Genomic DNA, 20,176 nt, shown 5'->3' with positions numbered 1-20,176 from the left:
GAAGGATCAGGCTTTACGCGTTGCGGCTTTCATCGCCGTAACAAATGCTTTGAGTTCAGCCAGCATCTGCTCGGGCTTGTCCACGTTCTTCTCAATGATTTTGACGATAGCAGAGCCGGAGATCGCGCCTGCCGCTTTTGCGTCAATTGCCGCCGTAACCTGATCCGGGGATGAAATCCCGAATCCCTGCAGCGGAGGTGCTGCGTGGTATTCAGCCAGTTTTTCTACCAGATGATGCAGCGGCAGCGCGGCTTTGTTTTCAGCACCCGTCACGCCCGCGCGGGAGAGCAGGTAGGTGTAACCACGGCCGTAAGAGGCAATCTGGCGCAGCAGTTCGTCATCGGCGTTTGGCGGGCAGATGAAAATCGGCGCCACGTTATGACGCATAGCCGCCTGGCGGAACGGTGCAGATTCTTCAACCGGGACGTCGGCCACCAGCACGGAGTCAACGCCGACCCGCGCGCACTCGGCATAAAATTCGTCGATTCCGCGGTTAAACACCAGGTTGGCATACATCAGCAGGCCAATCGGAATGGTCGGGTGCTTCTGACGGATCGCGGCCAGCATCTCAAAACACTGCGTTGGGGTGACGCCCGCGGCAAAGGCACGCAGAGTGGCGTTCTGAATGGTCGGGCCATCCGCCAGCGGGTCAGAGAACGGGATCCCCAGCTCCAGCGCATCGGCACCGGCTTCAATCAGGGCGTCGATAATTTTTAGCGACTGTTCCGGGCCCGGATCGCCCAGGGTTACGAAGGGAACGAACGCGCCTTCCTGGCGGGATTTCAGTTGTGCAAATGCGTTATCGTAGCGTTCCATCAGATTTCCCCTCGTGCTTTCAGAATATCGTGAACGGTGAAGATATCTTTATCACCGCGACCGGAAAGGTTAACGACCAGCAGTTGCTCTTTTTCCGGGTTTTCTTTCATCATTTTCAGCGCATGCGCCAGAGCATGCGAGGACTCCAGTGCCGGGATGATCCCTTCGCTGCGGCACAGCGTCTTAAACGCTTCCAGCGCTTCGTCATCGGTGATGGAGACGTAGTCCGCGCGTCCGGTGCTGTTCAGGAACGCATGCTGTGGCCCGACGGAAGGGAAATCCAGACCGGCAGAGATGGAGTACGACTCTTCAATCTGACCTTCATCGGTCTGCATCATCGGCGCTTTCATGCCGAAGTAGATCCCCACGCGGCCATGTTTCAGCGGAGCGCCGTGCTCACCGGTTTCAATCCCGTGACCCGCTGGCTCCACCCCGATCAGGCCAACACGGGTTTCGTCGATAAAATCAGCGAACATCCCGATGGCGTTTGATCCCCCGCCCACACAGGCAATCACCGCGTCCGGCAGACGGCCTTCTTTTTCAAGGATCTGCGCTTTGGTCTCTTCGCCAATCATGCGCTGGAATTCACGCACGATAGTCGGGAACGGGTGCGGGCCAGCGGCTGTGCCGAGCATGTAGTGCGCGGTTTCATAGCTACCAGACCAGTCGCGCAGCGCTTCGTTACAGGCATCTTTCAGCGTGGCAGAACCACTGTGAACCGGGATCACTTCTGCGCCCATCAGACGCATACGGAATACGTTCGGAGACTGACGCTCAACGTCTTTCGCCCCCATATAGATACGGCATTTCAGGCCAAGCAGGGCGCTGGCCAGTGCTGATGCCACGCCGTGCTGACCCGCGCCGGTTTCGGCGATGATCTCGGTTTTGCCCATCCGTTTTGCCAGCAGCGCCTGTCCTAACACCTGGTTGGTTTTATGCGCGCCGCCGTGCAGCAGGTCTTCACGCTTGAGGTACAGCGTGGTTTTGGTGCCGGCAGTCAGGTTACGGCATTTGGTCAGCGCTGTTGGACGGCCCGCGTAGTTTTTCAGCAGGTCGGTAAATTCAGCCTGAAACGCTGGATCTTTCTGTGCGCTCACAAACGCTTCTTCCAGCTGGCGCAGTGCGGGCATCAGGATCTGCGGAACGTACATCCCGCCGAACTCACCAAAATACGGGTTAAGTAATGTCGTCATTTTTTCTTCCTTAATATGCACGCAGAGTTTTAAATACCGAGGCCAGCTTACTGGCATCTTTGATGCCCGGTTGCGACTCTACGCCTGAATTGAAATCGAGGCCCGCGCAGCCGGTTTTGGCTGCTTCCACACAGTTATCCGGGCTAAGTCCACCCGCCAGCAGGACATTGTCCAGCGCTTCGCCGTTCAGCAGTGACCAGTCAAAACGCTGGCCTGTACCGCCCTGGCCGTTATCGAGCACGTATTTATCAACATGATTCAGGTTACGTGCTGGCAGGGTGCTGCCCACGCTCTGCGCTTTCCAGATCTGAACCTGAGGAGCCAGCCCGGCACGCAGGGCATCGATGTATGCCTGATCTTCATCACCGTGCAGTTGTACTGCACTAAGGGATAACGCTTCGGCTTTTGCCGTAACGTCCGCAATATCAGCGTTACGGAAGACGCCCACATAGCTGAGTGGGGCTGCCGCTATCACCTTGCGTGCCTGTTCATCGCTCACCGCACGCGGTGAGGAGCCCACAAAGATCAACCCGCCGTAAATAGCCCCCGCCTCATAGGCGGCCTGGGCATCCTGTTCGCGGGTTAAGCCGCACACTTTGTTTTCACCCAACAGCACCCGACGCACTGCGGCATTGAGATCGTCATGTGCCATCATCGCGGAGCCAATCAGGAAACCGTTGGCAAAGTGACTCAGCTCACGCACCTGGGCGTAGCTGTTGATCCCGGATTCACTGATAACAGTCACGCCAGAGCCCAGACGCGGTGCCAGCTGACGCGTACGATTCAGGTCAATTGACAGATCGCGCAGATCGCGGTTGTTAATCCCGACCACTTTCGCCTGCAGTGCAATGGCTCGCTCCAGCTCTTCTTCGTTGCTCACCTCGGTCAGCACGCCCATGTTGAGGCTGTGTGCCACCGCAGCCAGCTGGCGATACTGCTCGTCGTCGAGCACCGAGAGCATCAGCAGGCAGGCGTCAGCCTGGTAAAAACGCGCCAGCCAGATCTGATACGGGTCGATAATAAAGTCTTTGCACAGAATCGGTTGCGGCGCGATGCTGCTGACAACAGGCAGAAAAACGAAGCTGCCCTGGAAATATTTCTCATCCGTGAGCACGGAGATCGCCGACGCATGATGCTTATAAATACCGGCAATACGCGCCGGATCGAAATCCTCACGGATAACGCCTTTCGACGGGGAGGCTTTTTTGCACTCAAGAATAAATGCGGTGCGCGCGCCCTGCAGGGCATCATAGAAACGACGGCTGCTTGGGACGACGTCGTTCTGAAAACTGGCAAGCGGCTGCTGCGCTTTGCGGGCTTCCACCCAGATGGCCTTATCGGCAACGATTTTCGCTAAAACGGTCTGCATTCTTTACCCTCTTGCCGCAAGTGCGGTAACGCGATCGTAAGCTGCACCAGAGCGCAGTACGTCCAGAACTTTTTGTGCGTTGGCTTTGAGATCTTCTTCGCCGTGCAATCGCATCAGCATGGCGACGTTGGCTGCCACGGCTGCCTCATGGGCGACCTCTCCCTTACCTTGTAATAAGCGCGTGAGAATGTCACGGTTTTCTTCCGGCGTGCCGCCTGCCAGCGCCTCCTGATGATACGGCGTTAAACCAAAGTCGGCGGCTTCCAGCTGGTAGCTCAGGATTTCGCCATTGCGCAGTTCCGCGACGAGAGTTGGCGCGTGAAGGGACACTTCATCCATTCCCCCGCTGTGAACTACTGCCGCGCGCTGATAACCGAGCACGCGCAGGGTTTCGGCAATTGGCAGAACCAGTTCCGGGCTGTAAACACCAATCAGCGCCAGCGGCGGGTGCGCCGGGTTGATCAGCGGCCCCAGTACGTTAAACAGCGTGCGTGTTTTGAGCTGCTGACGAACCGGCATCGCATGGCGGAAACCGGTGTGATACTTCGGCGCAAACAGGAAGCAGACGCCCAGATCGTCCAGCGCTTCACGGGAGCGTTCGGCGTTCATATCCAGGTTAATGCCGAAGGCAGCCAGCAAATCGGACGAGCCCGAGCGGCTGGAGACGCTGCGGTTACCGTGTTTCGCCACCTTCAGGCCACACGCCGCGGCCACGAAGGCACTGGCGGTGGAGATATTGATGCTATTGCTGCCATCACCCCCGGTGCCGACGATATCCGCAAACTGATAATCCGGGCGCGGGAAGGGGGCGGCATTTTCCAGCAGGGCCGTGGCGGCACCGGCGATTTCTTGCGGGCTTTCGCCGCGCACTTTCATGCTTACCAGTGCGGCCGCCAGCTGTTCAGGTTTCAGCTCACCGCGAACCACGGCAGAAAAGAGCTGGTGGCTCTCCTGCTGGCTCAGGGTCTGCGCCTGATACAGCTTTTCCAGAATCGGTTGCAGCGTGTTGGTCTGCTCCAGTTTCTGCAACGCCCAGTCCAGCGTCTGCTCCAGCAGTCGCGCGCCATGGGTCGTGAGAATCGACTCCGGATGGAACTGCATGCCGCAGACGCGATCCGCATCGTGGCGCACGGCCATCACCATCCCTTCAAACGAGGCGTTAATGGTCAGCCCGGCCGGGATGTTGCTGCCCACCAGGGAGTGATAGCGCGCAACCGGCAGCGGATTTGGCAGGCCGGCAAACATCGCCTGGCCGTCATGTTCAATGCTGGAGGCTTTGCCATGCAGGATTTCACCTGCCTGACCCACGTAGCCGCCATAGGCTTCCACAATCGCCTGGTGACCCAGACAGATACCGATAATCGGCAGTTTACCGCGCATACGGGTCAGCAGCTCCGGCATACAGCCCGCTTCACTGGGGGCTCCTGGGCCAGGAGAGAGCATCAGCACCGGGTTTTGCATGGTTGCCAGACGGTCTATCAGCGTCTGTGCCGGAACATGGTTACGATAGATAACGACGTTGTGACCATTCGCACGCAGCTGATCTGCCAGGTTATAGGTAAAAGAGTCGATGTTATCGAGCAGCAGAATGTCAGCCATCAGAAAATCTCCTGTGCGTGATGTGCGGTAGCAATGGCGCGCAATACCGCGCGGGCTTTACTGCGGGTTTCGTCAGCTTCAGACTGCGGAACAGAATCCAGAACAATCCCTGCGCCTGCCTGCACGGTAGCGATACCGTCCTCAACGTAGGCGGAGCGGATCACAATGCAGGTATCCAGATCGCCATGGGCGGTGAAGTAGCCCACTGCACCACCGTAACTGCCGCGACGGCGCCCTTCAGCCGCCGCGATCAGCTGCATGGCGCGAACTTTCGGCGCGCCGCTCAGCGTGCCCATGTTCATACAGGCGCGGTAGGCGTGAAGCACGTCGAGGTCGCTACGCAGTTCGCCCACCACGCGGGATACCAGATGCATAACAAACGAGTAGCGGTCGACCTTGGTTAAGTCCGCCACGTAGCGGCTGCCAGGGGTACAAATGCGCGCCAGGTCGTTACGGGCCAGATCAACCAGCATCAGATGCTCGGAGAGCTCTTTATGGTCGGTACGCATTTCCAGCTCAATACGGCTGTCGAGATCGCGATCCAGCGAGCCATCGGCTCGACGGCCGCGTGGCCGGGTTCCGGCAATCGGGTAGATCTCAATCTGGCGGCTGGTGGCGTCATATTTCAGTGAACTTTCAGGGGATGCGCCAAACAGGGTGAAATCATTGTCCTGCATAAAGAACATGTACGGGCTTGGGTTGCTCTTTTTCAGCACGTCATAGGCCGCGAGCGGCGACGGGCAGGGCAGAGAGAAACGACGGGAAGGAACAACCTGGAAAATTTCTCCGGCGCGAATCGCTTTTTGCATCTGGCGAACCACGGCACCGTACTGATCGTCGCTCTGATTAACCTCACAGGTCATTTTCTCGACACGATGTACAGGGAGCGCAGGCGGCGCTTCGGTCATTTGTTGCTGCAACTGCTCAATACGCTGCTCAAGGCGTTTTTTCTCTGTCGCGGATGGCGTGAAGAGGCTTGCCTGAATACGGGTGTTTTTTTTCTGGTGGTCGATCACCAGTAAGGTTTCGGCCAGGTAGAAGCAGTAGTCGGGGCAGCGGTTACCCTGTTCAATGTCCGGTAAATCTTCGAACCCGGCCACCAGGTCGTAAGCAAACAGCCCGCCAAAGAACATTGCTTCGCGTTCATCTTCCGGCACGGTGACCAGATTTTGCAGCAGACGGAAGGCATCAAAAACGGAAAGAGAGCACAGGCGTGCGTCTTCGTCCAGCAGCTGGCTCACCGGCGGGAAGTGCAGAACGCGCATTTCAGGATGGTGTTCATTTTCGATACCAGCAGGCAGGCTCGCATCCAGTAACGGCAGCAGAGCCGCACCGTTATCCGATAACGCTTTGATAGTGACAGTGTCACCTAGCGCCGTAATGCGCAGCGCGCTGTCCACCAACAGCAGGCTCTTGAGATCGTCTTTGCTGTCAATATCGGCGGATTCCAGTAACAACGTGGCTGGACGCGCACCGCAGACCTGATGAAACAGCGCGGTTGGGTTGTGGCGATAGGCCGCCTCGCTGGTCAACAATTCGAGGTGTGGTTTGGCTGTTTGCATTATGTTGTTCTCATTTATTCTGTTCAAAAAAAAGCCCGCTGATGAGCGGGCGGGTATCTGTTTGCTGTACGCAGACGTGTGACACTGCCCGGAAATCAGGAAGTGCGCCACCAACCGTGCAGAGTGAAATGTGCAGTCATTTTCAGATACCTTTCTCGTGTGAACTTGCGTACTAGTTAACTAGTTCGATGGCGTATTGTCAACCCTTGATTTCAGAATTTCGTGGCAAGTCGGTATCATGGGCTTTTAAGATGTCTCTAACCTGTGACGGGAAGTGCTTTGAGCGATACCACCTACGCCGTAATTTATGATTTACACAGCCATACCCAGGCCTCCGATGGTCTGCTGACGCCCGAAGCGTTGGTGCATCGTGCCGTTGAAATGCGGGTTGGCACGCTGGCCATAACCGATCACGATACAACCGATGCCATTCCAGCCGCGCGCGCCGAGATTGCCCGCAGTGGTCTGGCACTCAAACTGGTTCCTGGCGTCGAGATATCGACCGTCTGGGAGAATCACGAAATCCATATTGTTGGCCTGAACATTGATATAGACCATCCGGTAATGTGTGCGTTTTTGCAAGAACAAAAAACGCGCCGCAACCAGCGCGCAGAAATGATCGCTGAACGTCTGGAAAAGGCGCATATTCCGGGCGCACTGGAGGGGGCACAAAGGCTGGCAAATGGGGGCGCGGTAACGCGCGGTCATTTTGCCCGTTTTCTGGTTGAGGCGGGCAAGGCCACAACGATAGCGGATGTCTTTAAACGCTATCTGGCTCGCGGGAAAACCGGATATGTTCCGCCACAGTGGTGTACAATAAAACAAGCTATTGATGTGATTCATCATTCTGGCGGTAAGGCCGTGCTGGCCCATCCGGGGCGGTATAATCTTTCTGCTAAATGGCTGAAAAGACTGCTGGCGCATTTTGCCGAATGCGGTGGCGAGGCGATGGAAGTCGCCCAGTGTCAGCAGGCGCCCAACGAGCGTTCGCAGCTTGCGACCTACGCCCGCCAGTTTGGTTTGCTGGCGTCGCAAGGCTCAGATTTTCATCAGCCCTGTGCGTGGATAGAACTGGGACGCAAGCTTTGGTTACCCGCAGGCGTTGAGCCTGTCTGGCAGCTCTGGGAACAGCCACAGCAACTTGAAGAGAGGGAAGTATGAGTCAGTTTTTCTATATTCATCCGGATAATCCGCAGCCGCGCCTGATCAATCAGGCCGTGGAGATCGTGCGTAAAGGGGGCGTTATCGTCTACCCGACGGATTCGGGTTATGCGCTGGGCTGTAAGATTGAAGATAAAGCGGCGATGGAGCGTATTTGCCGTATTCGCCAGTTGCCGGACGGTCACAACTTTACCCTGATGTGCCGGGATCTCTCTGAGCTATCGACCTATGCTTATGTCGATAACGTGGCATTTCGTCTGATTAAAAATAACACGCCGGGCAACTACACCTTCATCCTGAAAGGGACGAAAGAAGTTCCGCGCCGTCTGTTACAGGAAAAGCGCAAAACCATCGGGATGCGTGTGCCGTCTAACCCGATTGCCCAGGCCTTGCTGGAAACGCTGGGTGAGCCGATGCTCTCAACCTCGCTGATGCTGCCCGGCAGTGAATTCACCGAGTCCGATCCTGAAGAGATCAAAGACCGTCTGGAAAAGGTGGTTGAGCTGATTATTCATGGCGGTTACCTCGGTCAGCAGCCGACCACGGTTGTCGATTTAACGGAAGATGCACCGGAAGTGATTCGCGAAGGCGTGGGTGATGTTAAGCCTTTCTTGTAAAGGTGTAAGCAGCTATACTACGCGGCCATCAAATCAGGGCATAGCCCTGGTTTGACCTGATTCGACGCCTGTGAAGGCGACACCTGAGGAAGCTCAATGAGCGAGAAGTTACAGAAAGTGCTGGCGCGTGCCGGCCACGGCTCACGCCGTGAAATCGAAGCCATTATTGAAGCCGGACGCGTGAGTGTGGACGGTAAAATCGCCACGCTCGGTGACCGCGTAGAAATCGTGCCGGGGCTTAAAATCCGTATCGACGGTCATCTTATCTCGGTTAAAGAATCTGCTGAGCAGATCTGCCGCGTGCTGGCGTACTACAAGCCGGAAGGTGAACTGTGTACGCGCAACGACCCGGAAGGTCGCCCGACGGTATTTGACCGTCTGCCTAAACTGCGTGGCGCACGCTGGATTGCCGTGGGGCGTCTGGATGTGAACACCTGCGGTCTGCTGCTGTTCACAACGGATGGTGAGCTGGCAAACCGTCTGATGCACCCAAGTCGTGAAGTGGAACGCGAATACGCCGTACGCGTGTTCGGCCAGGTTGATGAGAACAAACTGCGCGATCTGTCGCGTGGCGTTCAGCTGGAAGACGGTCCTGCAGCGTTCAAAACCATCAAATTTACCGGTGGTGAAGGGATCAACCAGTGGTACAACGTTACCCTGACCGAAGGTCGTAACCGTGAGGTTCGTCGTCTGTGGGAAGCGGTGGGCGTGCAGGTTAGCCGTCTGATCCGTGTTCGTTACGGCGATATTCTGCTGCCAAAAGGTCTGCCACGTGGTGGCTATACCGAACTGGACCTGACGCAGACCAACTACCTGCGTGAACTGGTGGGACTGGCGCCAGAAACCACTTCCAAAGTGGCGGTGGAGAAAGATCGTCGTCGCATGAAGGCGAACCAGATCCGTCGTGCGGTGAAACGCCACAGCCAGGTGAACAATAATCGCCGCGCTGGCAGCCGTAATAACAACGGTTAAAAATAAAAGCCCGGTTAATATCACCGGGCTTTTTTATCAGTAATCAATGCCGATTTGCGCTTTGATACCGGCATCAAAAGCATGTTTAACCGGACGCAATTCGCTGACGGTATCCGCTAATTCCAGAATATCCCGATGACAGCCGCGGCCTGTGACGATCACCGTCTGATGTGCCGGGCGATTCCTGAGTGCCTCCAGTACGGCGTCCAGTGGCAGATAGTCGTAGGCGACCATGTAGGTGATCTCATCCAGTAACACCATGTTCAGGGCCGGGTCTGCCAGCATTCGTTTTGCATGCTCCCAGACCGCGAGGCAGGCCGCGGTGTCGGTTTCCCGGTTTTGGGTATCCCACGTAAAGCCTGTCGCCATCACCTGGAATTCAACCCCATGCGGCTCAAGTAAGTTACGTTCACCGTTGGGCCATTCCCCTTTAATAAACTGAATGACCCCCACTTTCTGCCCATGACCAACGGCGCGCGTGGCGGTACCAAAGGCAGCGGTGGTTTTGCCTTTGCCGTTGCCGGTAAACACGATGATGATCCCGCGTTCATCCTGCGCAGCGGCGACACGGGCATCAACCTGTTCTTTCAGGCGCTGCTGACGTTGCTGGTGACGTTCTTCACTCATTGCGAAATCCCGGGTTTACGGCCTGGCTGGGCATCAAAGGTCATCCCTGTTTTACGGCGGCTGTCATCGCCCATCAGCCAGAGATAGAGCGGCATAATATCTGCCGGGGTTTTAAGCTTCTGTGGATCTTCCGTCGGGAAGGCGCTGGCGCGCATTTTGGTGCGCGTTCCGCCTGGGTTAATGCAGTTCACGCGCAGATGACGGCTCTGATACTCCTCCGCCAGCACCTGCATCATCCCTTCGGTCGCGAATTTTGAGACCGCATACGCTCCCCAGTTTGCGCGGCCTTCGCGCCCTACGCTGGAGGAGGTGAACACCAGCGAACCGGAATCAGATTTGAGTAATAAAGGAAGCAGTGCCTGGGTCAGGAAAAAGGTGCCGTTGATATTGACCTGCATGACCTGCTGCCAGATCTCAGGATCCTGTTCATCCATCGGGCGAACCTCCCCAAGCAAGCCGGCATTGTGCAGTACGCCATCCAGCCGTGGGTAGTGGGTGCTGATGCGGTGGGCAAGCTCCTGGCACGTTTCAGGGGTACAGGTGAGCAGATCCAGCGTGTACCAGCGGGCAGGAATGCCACCGGCGGCGTCAATCTCCTGAGCCACTCCTTTGAGTTTTTCTTCGTTACGGCCAATGAGAATTACGCTCGCGCCATAGTCAGCGTAGGTCAGTGCCGCTTCGCGGCCAATGCCATCGCTGGCACCAGTGACCAGAATGATGCGGTTCTGCAGCAGATTTTTTTGCGGTTGATAATGCACGGTGACTCCTCGGCGCACAGTGATGCAAAGACGCCTTATTGTGTGACTTTTCGGCTTTATGCCCGAATTAGCATGAGAATTCAATCAGTCTACAGGACGCATCGCTGTAAAATTAACAATTTGCAAATATTTAAACCAGAATCGGGGGATTCCTGAAGACGGCTCGCAGAGGTAATGTCACGAGCGAGACGCATGGGCAGGGCTGTTGTACACTGCCGTGAAAGATTCGTGGTTAAATCAAGGTGGAACGCGTGGAATTACTTTCTCAATATGGGTTGTTTTTGGCAAAGATCGCGACGGTGGTGATTGCCATTGCGGTAGTGGCCGTTCTGATTGTTAACCTGACGCAGCGCAAACGTCAGCGTGGTGAGTTACGCATTACCCGCCTGAGCGAGCAGTATAAAGAGATGCAGGAAGAGATGTCGCTGGCCCTGCTTGACAGCCATCAACAGAAACTGTGGCACAAAGCGCAGAAGAAAAAGCATAAGCAGGACGCCAAAGCGGCAAAAGCCAAAGCGAAGCTTAACGCGCCGGAGGAAACGTCAACCCCGCGTGTCTATGTGCTCGATTTTAAAGGCAGCATGGATGCCCATGAAGTCTCTTCCCTGCGTGAAGAAGTCACCGCCGTGCTTGCCGTGGCTAAACCGCAGGATCAGGTGGTTGTCCGTCTTGAGAGTCCGGGTGGGGTCGTTCATGGTTATGGGCTGGCGGCTTCGCAGCTACAGCGTCTGCGTGAAAAACAGATCCCGCTGACGGTTGCCGTGGATAAAGTCGCGGCGAGCGGTGGCTATATGATGGCCTGCGTGGCGGATAAAATTGTTGCGGCGCCGTTTTCTATTATTGGCTCCATCGGGGTGGTTGCGCAAATCCCGAACTTTAACCGCTTCCTGAAAAGCAAAGAGATCGACATTGAATTGCACACGGCGGGTCAGTACAAACGTACCCTGACGCTGCTGGGGGAGAACACGGAAGAAGGACGTCAGAAATTCCGTGAAGATCTCAATGAAACCCATCACCTCTTTAAAGACTTTGTGCACCGTATGCGCCCGGCGCTTGATATTGATCAGGTGGCAACAGGGGAGCACTGGTACGGTACGCAGGCGCTGGAAAAAGGGCTGGTGGATGAAGTGGGCACCAGTGACGACCTGCTGTTGAATCTGATGGAAGGGCGCGAACTGGTTGGCGTGCGCTTTACTCAGCGTAAGCGACTGCTTGACCGCTTTACGAACAGCGCGGCCGAAAGCGCGGATCGCCTGCTACTCCGCTGGTTGCAACGCGGACAAAAACCGCTGCTGTAAACAAAAACGCGAGGCCAGTGCCTCGCGTTTTGCGTTAATCGACCAGGTGATATTTCTCTGAAAGCGTGTGCGCCAGGTATTTAAACATATTGAACACGGCGGTGCTTTTCGGGGTGGGTAACCCTTGTTCGTCAAGGAAGTATTCGCCGCTGAATACCAGCACGCCGTTACGTTGTTCCACGCCGGTCGCTTCAATGCCGGCCAGGGTGTCTTCATGGTCACGAATCAGCTTATTTGCTTCGATAAGCAGAGAGGCTCGATCAATGGGTTGGGTTGTATTCTGCATAATCCACTCCTTAAACAGTGACAATAGTCTACGCCGGGGGCGCTTTGGGGGCAAATTTTCCCTGTAATGTGAGGGGGTAAGGTGCCGTGACCTGGCTGGCAGGATTTGCTTTTGCATGCTAATAAAGTTGCGTAACGAATTTTATCAGGTAGAGTGTGCGCTTTCGTCATTCTGGCAACAGAATTGCTTGACATTCGACCGGGAATTCGTCACGAATTACATCCGATGTGAGAAAAATACCCGATAACTCAATCACCTGGGCGTTAACGCTTTGACGTTCAGTAAGACAAAGGGGTTGATATCCCCTGACGCAGTCGCAATATCAATGGCTCGTCGTCAGTGGAAGGGAAATCAACATGCGGCGTATTCCTGGAAGAATTAAATTAGGTAAAGGTGAATATGGGTAAAGCTCTCGTCATCGTTGAGTCCCCGGCAAAAGCCAAAACGATCAATAAGTATCTGGGTAATGACTACGTGGTTAAGTCCAGCGTCGGTCACATCCGCGATTTGCCGACCAGTGGCTCAGCCAGCAAAAAGAGCGCAGACTCTACCTCCACCAAAGGGGCTAAAAAGCCTAAAAAGGATGAACGTAGCGCGCTTGTCAACCGTATGGGTGTTAACCCATGGCATAACTGGGATGCACACTATGAAGTGCTGCCCGGCAAAGAAAAAGTCGTTAACGAGCTGAAACAGCTTGCTGAAAAAGCAGACCACATTTATCTCGCAACCGACCTTGACCGCGAAGGGGAAGCCATTGCCTGGCACCTGCGGGAAGTGATCGGGGGTGACGACAAACGCTACAGCCGTGTAGTGTTTAACGAAATTACGAAGAATGCGATTCGCCAGGCGTTTGAGAAGCCGGGTGAACTGAACATCGACCGCGTAAACGCGCAGCAGGCACGCCGTTTTATGGACCGTGTCGTGGGTTACATGGTCTCTCCACTGCTGTGGAAAAAGATTGCCCGCGGTCTGTCCGCAGGGCGTGTGCAGTCCGTTGCTGTGCGTCTGGTTGTTGAACGTGAGCGTGAGATCAAAGCCTTCGTCCCGGAAGAGTTCTGGGAAGTGGATGCCAATGTCACCACGCCGGGTGGAGATGCGCTGCCGCTGCAGGTGAGTCATCAGAATGACAAACCGTTCCGTCCTGAAAATCGTGAACAGACCATGGCTGCCGTGGCGCTGCTGGAAAAAGCGCGCTACCAGGTTCTGGAGCGTGAAGACAAACCGACCAGCAGCAAACCTGGCGCACCGTTTATTACGTCTACGCTGCAACAGGCTGCGAGCACGCGCCTGGGTTATGGCGTGAAGAAAACCATGATGATGGCCCAGCGTCTGTATGAAGCGGGTTATATCACCTATATGCGTACTGACTCGACAAACCTGAGCCAGGATGCCGTCAACATGGTGCGCGGTTACATCAGTGACAACTTCGGTAAGAAATACCTGCCAGCGAGTGAAAACCAGTACGCCAGCAAGGAGAACTCACAGGAAGCGCACGAAGCCATTCGTCCTTCTGACGTCTCCGTATTAGCCGAATCGCTGAAAGATATGGAAGCCGATGCCCAGAAGCTGTATCAGCTTATCTGGCGTCAGTTCGTGGCGTGTCAGATGACACCAGCACAGTATGACTCCACCACGCTGACCGTTGGCGCGGGTGATTTCCGCCTGAAAGCGCGTGGCCGTATCCTGCGCTTCGATGGCTGGACTAAAGTGATGCCTGCGCTGCGTAAGGGTGATGAAGACAGAACCCTGCCTGCGGTAAACAAAGGGGATGTGCTCTCTCTGGTTGATCTCGTGCCTGCCCAACACTTCACCAAGCCGCCAGCGCGTTTCAGCGAAGCGTCTCTGGTTAAAGAGCTGGAAAAACGCGGTATTGGCCGTCCATCCACCTATGCGTCGATTATTTCGACCATTCAGGACCGCGGTTACGTGCGTGTTGAAAACCGTCGTTTCTATGCGGAAAAAATGGGTGAGATCGTCACTGACCGCCTGGAAGCCAACTTCCGCGAACTGATGAACTACGACTTCACCGCGCAAATGGAAGACAGCCTCGATCAGGTTGCCAGCCATCAGGCCGAGTGGAAAAAGGTTCTCGATAGCTTCTTCAGCGACTTTACCAACCAGCTTGAAAAAGCGGAAAAAGATCCTGAAGAGGGCGGCATGCTGCCGAATCAGATGGTCCTGACCAGCATCGACTGCCCAACCTGCGGCCGTAAAATGGGGATCCGTACTGCCACCACCGGCGTTTTCCTCGGCTGTTCTGGCTACGCGCTGCCGCCGAAAGAACGCTGCAAAACCACCATTAACCTGGTACCTGAGAACGAAGTGCTCAACGTGCTGGAAGGTGATGATGCGGAAACCAACGCCCTGCGTGCAAAACGTCGCTGTAAGAAATGCGGCACCGCGATGGACAGCTACCTCATCGATCCAAAACGTAAATTGCACGTCTGCGGTAATAACCCGACCTGCGATGGATATGAGATCGAAGAGGGTGAGTTCCGCATTAAAGGTTACGACGGTCCTATCGTTGAGTGTGAGAAGTGTGGTTCTGAGATGCACCTGAAAATGGGGCGCTTCGGTAAATACATGGCATGCACCAACGACGAGTGTAAGAACACGCGTAAAATCCTGCGTAACGGTGAAGTCGCGCCGCCGAAGGAAGATCCGGTTCCGCTGCCAGAGTTGCCGTGCGAGAAGTCCGACGCTTACTTCGTGCTGCGTGATGGTGCTGCCGGCGTGTTCCTTGCGGCAAACACCTTCCCTAAATCGCGCGAAACCCGCGCGCCACTGGTGGAAGAGTTGTATCGTTTCCGCGACCGCCTGCCTGAGAAACTGCGCTACCTGGCCGATGCGCCACAGCAGGATCCGGAAGGCAATAAAACCGTTGTGCGTTTTAGCCGTAAAACGAAGCAGCAGTATGTTGCGGCAGAGAAAGACGGCAAGGCGACCGGCTGGTCAGCATTTTTTGTTGATGGCAAATGGGTTGAAGGCAAGAAATAATCTTTCCTTACCGTAACTTACCTGTAAAAGGGCCGGACTTCCGGCCCTTTTTTATTACCTTGTTATTATTTTTTGTTCCGTACTATACAGTCAGGCTATAAATGATATAGTGGTTATAGTTAACCCTTTTCTTATTATCAAATCGTCTTAAGCGATTGACCGCATGCGCTAAATCGGATGGTCTGGCATGAAATTACAGCAGCTTCGTTATATTGTTGAGGTGGTAAACCACAACCTTAACGTCTCTTCTACCGCTGAGGGGCTATATACCTCTCAGCCGGGTATCAGCAAGCAGGTCCGCATGCTGGAAGATGAGTTAGGTATTCAGATTTTTGCTCGTAGCGGTAAACACCTCACCCAGGTGACGCCAGCAGGGCAGGAGATTATCCGCATCGCGCGGGAGGTCCTCTCTAAAGTCGACGCCATTAAATCGGTGGCGGGTGAGCATACCTGGCCGGATAAAGGGTCGCTGTATATTGCCACCACCCATACCCAGGCACGCTATGCGCTGCCGGGCGTTATTAAGGGCTTTATTGAGCGCTATCCACGTGTTTCTCTCCATATGCATCAGGGCTCGCCGACGCAAATCGCTGAGGCGGTTTCGAAGGGTAATGCGGACTTTGCTATCGCAACCGAAGCGCTGCATCTGTATGACGATCTGGTTATGCTGCCGTGTTATCACTGGAACCGTTCTATTGTCGTCACGCCCGATCACCCGTTAGCCGGTAAAGGGTCGGTCACTATTGAAGAGCTGGCGCAATATCCCTTAGTGACGTATACCTTCGGCTTCACCGGGCGCTCCGAGCTTGATACTGCATTCAATCGTGCAGGATTAACGCCGCGTATCGTCTTCACCGCAACCGATGCTGACGTGATTAAGACCTACGTGCGGCTTGGACTGGGGGTGGGCGTGATTGCCAGCATGGCGGTTGATCCCGTATCTGACCCTGACCTCGTGCGTCTTGATGCGCATGATATTTTCAGCCATAGCACCACTAAGATTGGTTTCCGTCGCAGTACCTTCCTGCGTAGCTATATGTATGATTTCATTCAGCGCTTTGCCCCACATTTAACGCGCGACGTGGTCGATACGGCCGTAGCATTACGTTCAAATGAAGATATCGAAGAGATGTTTAAAGACATCAAACTTCCGGCAAAATAATCACTCCCGGTATCTTTCCGCCCAGGAAAGATACCGAAATAACCTCTCAAAGCTAAATTAGAATTATCATCATCTGCACTTAACTGCCGTATAATGTCATTAACCATTTATTTAGCGTGGTTATAATGTCGTGAATTGGCGACAAAAGTAGAACTAATTTTTGCCTTCGCAAATATTTCCTTTCAAATATTTATTTCTGGTCAAAAGAATGAATATTTCCCATCAATAGATACGTAAATTCACTGGCTTTTCGGCTAAAGTTTCTTTAGGATTTATCTCAACAGATGATTAATTGTACCAATTGTTTGGTCTCTAAATGATAAGCGATATCGATTGTATGAGGTTAGCAATGCCTTCAGGAAGTGAAGAACCGCAAAGGGATCCTGCGCTCAAGCGTAAAGCCTGGCTGGCGGTCTTTCTCGTCTCCGCCTTGTTTTGGGTGGTGGTTGCTTTCCTGGCCTGGAACTATTGGGGTTGAATATGGCAGTGACGGTACGTACAGAAACAGTTAAACAGATGTGTCAGCTTCGTGACAGGGGCCACAAAGTGCGCAAAGCACCTGCCACTGCCGTTCCCGCGTCCTGGAAACTGACGCCGCAACAGCAAGCGTTTATTGATGTGTTCGCAGAAGACGAACCCAAAAAACAATAATTTACTTAATTGCGTAATGATGCAAATAGTCTGAATAAAGGCTCAATGCATTTGTACTCTTTAATAAATACACATCAGCAATATTGAACTGAGGGCAGACCTCGGAACCTTTAATAAATAATGCCTGGTGTCCCTATGATGAATAACATGATGTCTATGAAATACTGGTCATGGCTCGGCGTTTTTTCCGCGTCGATTCTGTTCTGGTCACAGCTTATCTGGCTGGCCCTCCACTAAATCGTAAAACCTCGCTACGGCGGGGTTTTTTGTTTTCTCCCCCGCACTGGAACATTCCTGGATTTATCATTTCGGGTTGTTATCAAAACGTTACGACATCTTTGTGTTATCTTTAATTACAGCCCTGATGATTGTCAGGACATCTCTGTAATTAAGGAGGAGCTTATGTCGGTAACCCTACGCGAAGCCAGTAAGGACACATTACAGGCAGAAAATAAAACCTGGCACTACTACAGCCTGCCGCTGGCAGCCAGGACGCTTGGGGACATTTCGCGTTTACCCAAGTCCTTGAAAGTTTTACTGGAAAACCTCTTACGCTGGCAGGATGGTGATTCCGTCACCCTTGAAGATATCCAGGCGCTGGCAGGGTGGCTTAAGCATGCCCATGCTGACAGAGAAATTGCCTATCGACCGGCAAGGGTCCTGATGCAGGACTTTACCGGGGTACCTGCTGTGGTTGACCTTGCGGCAATGCGCGAAGCGGTGAAGCGCCTTGGCGGCGATACCGCTAAAGTAAATCCGCTCTCTCCCGTTGATCTCGTTATCGACCACTCTGTCACCGTGGACCACTTTGGTGACGACGATGCCTTTGGCGAAAACGTACGTCTGGAAATGGAGCGTAACCACGAACGTTACGTCTTTCTGAAGTGGGGGCAGCAGGCCTTTAGCCGCTTTAGCGTCGTTCCGCCCGGTACGGGTATCTGCCACCAGGTGAATCTTGAATACCTGGGCAAAGCGGTCTGGAGTGAATTGCAGGATAAAGAGTGGGTGGCCTATCCGGATACTCTGGTGGGCACCGATTCGCACACCACCATGATTAACGGCCTGGGCGTTCTGGGCTGGGGCGTTGGCGGGATCGAAGCAGAAGCGGCCATGCTTGGCCAGCCGGTATCGATGCTGATCCCTGATGTGGTGGGCTTTAAGCTTACCGGCAAACTGTCGGAAGGCATTACCGCCACCGACCTGGTACTTACCGTCACGCAGATGCTACGTAAGCATGGTGTGGTGGGTAAATTTGTCGAATTCTACGGTGACGGGCTGGATTCATTACCGCTTGCCGACCGTGCCACCATCGCCAACATGGCGCCGGAGTATGGCGCAACCTGCGGCTTTTTCCCCATCGATACTGTCACGCTGGAATATATGCGCCTGAGTGGCCGCAGCGAAGAGCAGGTGGCGCTGGTTGAAGCGTATACCAAAGCGCAGGGGATGTGGCGTAACCCGGGCGATGAACCGGTATTTACCAGCACACTTGAACTGGATATGGGAACCGTCGAGGCGAGCCTGGCGGGGCCAAAACGCCCGCAGGATCGGGTGGCGTTGAGTGACGTACCGAAAGCCTTTGCCGCCAGTAATGAACTGGAAGTTAACACGGCGAAAAAAGACCACCGCCCAATCGACTATGTCCTGAACGGACATCATTATCAGCTTCCGGATGGTGCGGTTGTCATTGCAGCCATAACCTCCTGTACAAATACGTCGAACCCCAGCGTGCTGATGGCAGCCGGTCTGCTGGCGAAGAAAGCGGTAGAGCTGGGGCTTAAGCCCCAGCCGTGGGTAAAAGCCTCTCTGGCACCGGGCTCCAAAGTGGTTTCAGATTACCTTGCACAGGCCAGATTAACGCCGTATCTGGATGAGCTGGGCTTTAACCTGGTGGGGTATGGTTGCACCACCTGTATCGGGAACTCGGGTCCGTTACCTGAACCGATTGAGATGGCGATCAAGCAGGGCGATCTCACCGTCGGGGCCGTTCTCTCCGGTAACCGAAACTTTGAAGGCCGTATTCATCCGCTGGTCAAGACCAACTGGCTGGCGTCTCCACCGCTGGTTGTGGCATACGCTCTGGCCGGGAATATGAATATCAACCTGGTCACCGATCCGATTGGCCACGATCGCAAGAATGATCCGGTCTATCTGAAGGATATCTGGCCATCTGCCCGGGAAATTGCATTGGCCGTAGAGAAAGTTTCTACCGAAATGTTCCGCAAAGAGTATGCGGAGGTGTTTGAAGGTACGCCGGAATGGAAGGCCATCGACGTCGTGGGTTCAGATACCTATGACTGGCAGGATGATTCGACCTATATCCGCCTGTCGCCGTTCTTCGATGAGATGCTGGCTGAACCTGCACCGCTTCAGGATATCCACGGCGCGCGCATTCTGGCGATGCTGGGAGACTCCGTCACCACGGACCACATTTCGCCGGCGGGAAGCATCAAAGCCGACAGTCCAGCAGGCCGTTACCTGCAGAGTCGGGGTGTGGAGCGCCGGGATTTCAACTCCTACGGCTCGCGTCGTGGTAACCATGAAGTGATGATGCGCGGCACGTTTGCCAATATCCGTATCCGCAACGAAATGGTGCCGGGCGTGGAAGGGGGCATGACGCGACATTTGCCGGGGAGCGACGTGATCTCAATTTATGACGCCGCCGTCAAATACCAGCAGGAAGGCACGCCGCTGGCGGTTATCGCCGGGAAAGAGTACGGCTCTGGCTCCAGCCGTGACTGGGCGGCCAAAGGCCCGCGTCTGCTTGGGGTTCGGGTGGTGATTGCCGAATCGTTTGAACGTATCCACCGTTCAAACCTGATAGGGATGGGGATCCTGCCACTCGAATTCCCGCAGGGCGTCACCCGTAAAACGCTGGGACTCACCGGGGAAGAGCTGATTGACATCAGCGGCCTGCAAAATCTGCAGCCGGGTAAAACGGTGCCGGTGAAATTAACGCGCGCAGACGGTAAAACAGAGGTGCTCGACTGCCGGTGTCGTATCGATACGGCAACAGAACTCACCTATTACCAGAACGACGGCATTCTACATTACGTGATTCGTAAGATGCTGGACTGATGGAGCCAGCCCGGCACGCGAGGGCGTTGC

At 54.7% G+C, this 20,176-nt stretch carries 19 protein-coding genes and 1 other annotated feature; of the genes, 10 read left to right on the top strand and 9 right to left on the bottom strand.

Going from position 1 to position 20,176, the window contains the following annotated elements:
- Positions 1-6: 6 nt before the first annotated feature.
- From trpA to trpL, 6 genes are all read right to left on the bottom strand, one after another.
- A complete protein-coding gene (trpA, locus tag AK59_RS0119480) occupies positions 7-816 on the bottom strand; it encodes a tryptophan synthase subunit alpha (RefSeq protein WP_020690931.1) in 810 nt (269 codons plus the stop codon).
- On the bottom strand, positions 816-2,009 hold the full coding sequence (gene trpB / locus AK59_RS0119475; protein ID WP_013096356.1) for a tryptophan synthase subunit beta: 1,194 nt from the start codon (positions 2,007-2,009) through the stop codon (positions 816-818). The genes trpA and trpB overlap by 1 nt, the downstream gene beginning before the upstream one ends.
- Before the next feature lie 10 nt (positions 2,010-2,019).
- Positions 2,020-3,378, bottom strand: coding sequence for a bifunctional indole-3-glycerol-phosphate synthase TrpC/phosphoribosylanthranilate isomerase TrpF (gene trpCF / locus AK59_RS0119470; RefSeq protein WP_029883575.1), 1,359 nt, complete (start codon positions 3,376-3,378; stop codon positions 2,020-2,022).
- A 3-nt stretch (positions 3,379-3,381) separates the two neighbouring features.
- Positions 3,382-4,977: a bifunctional anthranilate synthase glutamate amidotransferase component TrpG/anthranilate phosphoribosyltransferase TrpD gene (gene trpD / locus AK59_RS0119465; protein ID WP_020690934.1), complete on the bottom strand. Its 1,596-nt coding sequence runs from the start codon at positions 4,975-4,977 to the stop codon at positions 3,382-3,384.
- Positions 4,977-6,539 carry an anthranilate synthase component 1 gene (locus AK59_RS0119460; protein WP_029883574.1) on the bottom strand — a complete coding sequence of 521 codons (1,563 nt, stop codon included), beginning with the start codon at positions 6,537-6,539 and terminating at the stop codon, positions 4,977-4,979. The genes trpD and AK59_RS0119460 overlap by 1 nt, the downstream gene beginning before the upstream one ends.
- A gap of 25 nt (positions 6,540-6,564) precedes the next feature.
- Positions 6,565-6,658: a sequence feature (Trp leader region), on the bottom strand.
- Complete coding sequence (gene trpL, locus AK59_RS1000000125505) at positions 6,635-6,679, bottom strand: trp operon leader peptide (RefSeq protein ID WP_106993556.1); 45 nt, start codon at positions 6,677-6,679, stop codon at positions 6,635-6,637. Its footprint overlaps the feature before it by 24 nt.
- A 139-nt stretch (positions 6,680-6,818) precedes the next feature.
- On the opposite strand from trpL, the gene rnm reads away from it, so the two are divergent.
- From rnm to rluB, 3 genes are all read left to right on the top strand, one after another.
- The gene (gene rnm / locus AK59_RS0119450; protein WP_013096361.1) at positions 6,819-7,700 is read left to right on the top strand and encodes an RNase RNM; all 882 of its coding nucleotides are present in this window, start codon (positions 6,819-6,821) and stop codon (positions 7,698-7,700) included.
- Positions 7,697-8,317: an L-threonylcarbamoyladenylate synthase gene (locus tag AK59_RS0119445; RefSeq protein WP_013096362.1), complete on the top strand. Its 621-nt coding sequence runs from the start codon at positions 7,697-7,699 to the stop codon at positions 8,315-8,317. Before rnm ends, AK59_RS0119445 begins: the two co-directional genes overlap by 4 nt.
- A 96-nt stretch (positions 8,318-8,413) precedes the next feature.
- Positions 8,414-9,289 carry a 23S rRNA pseudouridine(2605) synthase RluB gene (rluB, locus tag AK59_RS0119440; RefSeq protein ID WP_013096363.1) on the top strand — a complete coding sequence of 292 codons (876 nt, stop codon included), beginning with the start codon at positions 8,414-8,416 and terminating at the stop codon, positions 9,287-9,289.
- A gap of 36 nt (positions 9,290-9,325) precedes the next feature.
- Here the strand turns inward: rluB and cobO are convergent, their stop codons facing one another.
- Together cobO and AK59_RS0119430 are read right to left on the bottom strand one after the other, a co-directional pair.
- Positions 9,326-9,916: a cob(I)yrinic acid a,c-diamide adenosyltransferase gene (gene cobO, locus AK59_RS0119435; RefSeq protein ID WP_013096364.1), complete on the bottom strand. Its 591-nt coding sequence runs from the start codon at positions 9,914-9,916 to the stop codon at positions 9,326-9,328.
- On the bottom strand, positions 9,913-10,674 hold the full coding sequence (locus AK59_RS0119430; protein ID WP_023620279.1) for a YciK family oxidoreductase: 762 nt from the start codon (positions 10,672-10,674) through the stop codon (positions 9,913-9,915). The genes cobO and AK59_RS0119430 overlap by 4 nt, the downstream gene beginning before the upstream one ends.
- 251 nt (positions 10,675-10,925) lie before the next feature.
- Here AK59_RS0119430 and sohB point away from each other — a divergent pair, with 251 nt between their 5' ends.
- Positions 10,926-11,972 (top strand): protease SohB, encoded by a 1,047-nt coding sequence (gene sohB, locus AK59_RS0119425; protein WP_029883573.1) that lies wholly within the window; start codon positions 10,926-10,928, stop codon positions 11,970-11,972.
- Between the two features lie 34 nt (positions 11,973-12,006).
- On the opposite strand, the gene AK59_RS0119420 is transcribed toward sohB, so the two are convergent.
- On the bottom strand, positions 12,007-12,258 hold the full coding sequence (locus tag AK59_RS0119420) for a YciN family protein (RefSeq protein ID WP_003856804.1): 252 nt from the start codon (positions 12,256-12,258) through the stop codon (positions 12,007-12,009).
- Between the two features lie 399 nt (positions 12,259-12,657).
- Here AK59_RS0119420 and topA point away from each other — a divergent pair, with 399 nt between their 5' ends.
- The 6 genes from topA to acnA all read left to right on the top strand — a co-directional run bounded on the left by topA (position 12,658) and on the right by acnA (position 20,146).
- Positions 12,658-15,255 (top strand): type I DNA topoisomerase, encoded by a 2,598-nt coding sequence (topA, locus tag AK59_RS0119415; protein ID WP_029883572.1) that lies wholly within the window; start codon positions 12,658-12,660, stop codon positions 15,253-15,255.
- A gap of 187 nt (positions 15,256-15,442) precedes the next feature.
- The gene (gene cysB / locus AK59_RS0119410) at positions 15,443-16,417 is read left to right on the top strand and encodes an HTH-type transcriptional regulator CysB (protein WP_006175683.1); all 975 of its coding nucleotides are present in this window, start codon (positions 15,443-15,445) and stop codon (positions 16,415-16,417) included.
- A gap of 337 nt (positions 16,418-16,754) precedes the next feature.
- Positions 16,755-16,895, top strand: coding sequence for a YmiA family putative membrane protein (locus tag AK59_RS01000000123880; protein ID WP_213382645.1), 141 nt, complete (start codon positions 16,755-16,757; stop codon positions 16,893-16,895).
- Between the two features lie 2 nt (positions 16,896-16,897).
- Entirely contained in the window at positions 16,898-17,068 is a 171-nt protein-coding gene (locus AK59_RS1000000125150) for a hypothetical protein (RefSeq protein WP_023620287.1), read from the top strand.
- Positions 17,069-17,206: 138 nt separating this feature from the next.
- Positions 17,207-17,305 carry a small membrane protein YmiC gene (gene ymiC / locus AK59_RS1000000125325; RefSeq protein WP_044159376.1) on the top strand — a complete coding sequence of 33 codons (99 nt, stop codon included), beginning with the start codon at positions 17,207-17,209 and terminating at the stop codon, positions 17,303-17,305.
- 165 nt (positions 17,306-17,470) lie between these two features.
- On the top strand, positions 17,471-20,146 hold the full coding sequence (gene acnA / locus AK59_RS0119395; RefSeq protein ID WP_029883571.1) for an aconitate hydratase AcnA: 2,676 nt from the start codon (positions 17,471-17,473) through the stop codon (positions 20,144-20,146).
- Positions 20,147-20,176 lie beyond the last annotated feature (30 nt).

It is taken from the genome of Enterobacter sp. T1-1 (assembly GCF_000710795.1).
GTDB classification, from domain to species: Bacteria; Pseudomonadota; Gammaproteobacteria; order Enterobacterales; family Enterobacteriaceae; genus Enterobacter; species Enterobacter cloacae.
The sequence above is the reverse complement of the archived record's forward strand: the minus strand, read 5'-3'. Positions and strand labels throughout refer to the sequence as shown.

Coding starts and splice junctions, on each gene's coding strand:
- trpA (WP_020690931.1), bottom strand. CDS start 816: ATGGAACGCTACGATAACGCATTTGCACAACTGAAATCCCGCCAGGAA.
- trpB (WP_013096356.1), bottom strand. CDS start 2,009: ATGACGACATTACTTAACCCGTATTTTGGTGAGTTCGGCGGGATGTAC.
- trpCF (WP_029883575.1), bottom strand. CDS start 3,378: ATGCAGACCGTTTTAGCGAAAATCGTTGCCGATAAGGCCATCTGGGTG.
- trpD (WP_020690934.1), bottom strand. CDS start 4,977: ATGGCTGACATTCTGCTGCTCGATAACATCGACTCTTTTACCTATAAC.
- AK59_RS0119460 (WP_029883574.1), bottom strand. CDS start 6,539: ATGCAAACAGCCAAACCACACCTCGAATTGTTGACCAGCGAGGCGGCC.
- AK59_RS0119445 (WP_013096362.1), top strand. CDS start 7,697: ATGAGTCAGTTTTTCTATATTCATCCGGATAATCCGCAGCCGCGCCTG.
- rluB (WP_013096363.1), top strand. CDS start 8,414: ATGAGCGAGAAGTTACAGAAAGTGCTGGCGCGTGCCGGCCACGGCTCA.
- cobO (WP_013096364.1), bottom strand. CDS start 9,916: ATGAGTGAAGAACGTCACCAGCAACGTCAGCAGCGCCTGAAAGAACAG.
- AK59_RS0119420 (WP_003856804.1), bottom strand. CDS start 12,258: ATGCAGAATACAACCCAACCCATTGATCGAGCCTCTCTGCTTATCGAA.
- topA (WP_029883572.1), top strand. CDS start 12,658: ATGGGTAAAGCTCTCGTCATCGTTGAGTCCCCGGCAAAAGCCAAAACG.
- cysB (WP_006175683.1), top strand. CDS start 15,443: ATGAAATTACAGCAGCTTCGTTATATTGTTGAGGTGGTAAACCACAAC.
- AK59_RS01000000123880 (WP_213382645.1), top strand. CDS start 16,755: ATGAGGTTAGCAATGCCTTCAGGAAGTGAAGAACCGCAAAGGGATCCT.
- AK59_RS1000000125150 (WP_023620287.1), top strand. CDS start 16,898: ATGGCAGTGACGGTACGTACAGAAACAGTTAAACAGATGTGTCAGCTT.
- ymiC (WP_044159376.1), top strand. CDS start 17,207: ATGAATAACATGATGTCTATGAAATACTGGTCATGGCTCGGCGTTTTT.
- acnA (WP_029883571.1), top strand. CDS start 17,471: ATGTCGGTAACCCTACGCGAAGCCAGTAAGGACACATTACAGGCAGAA.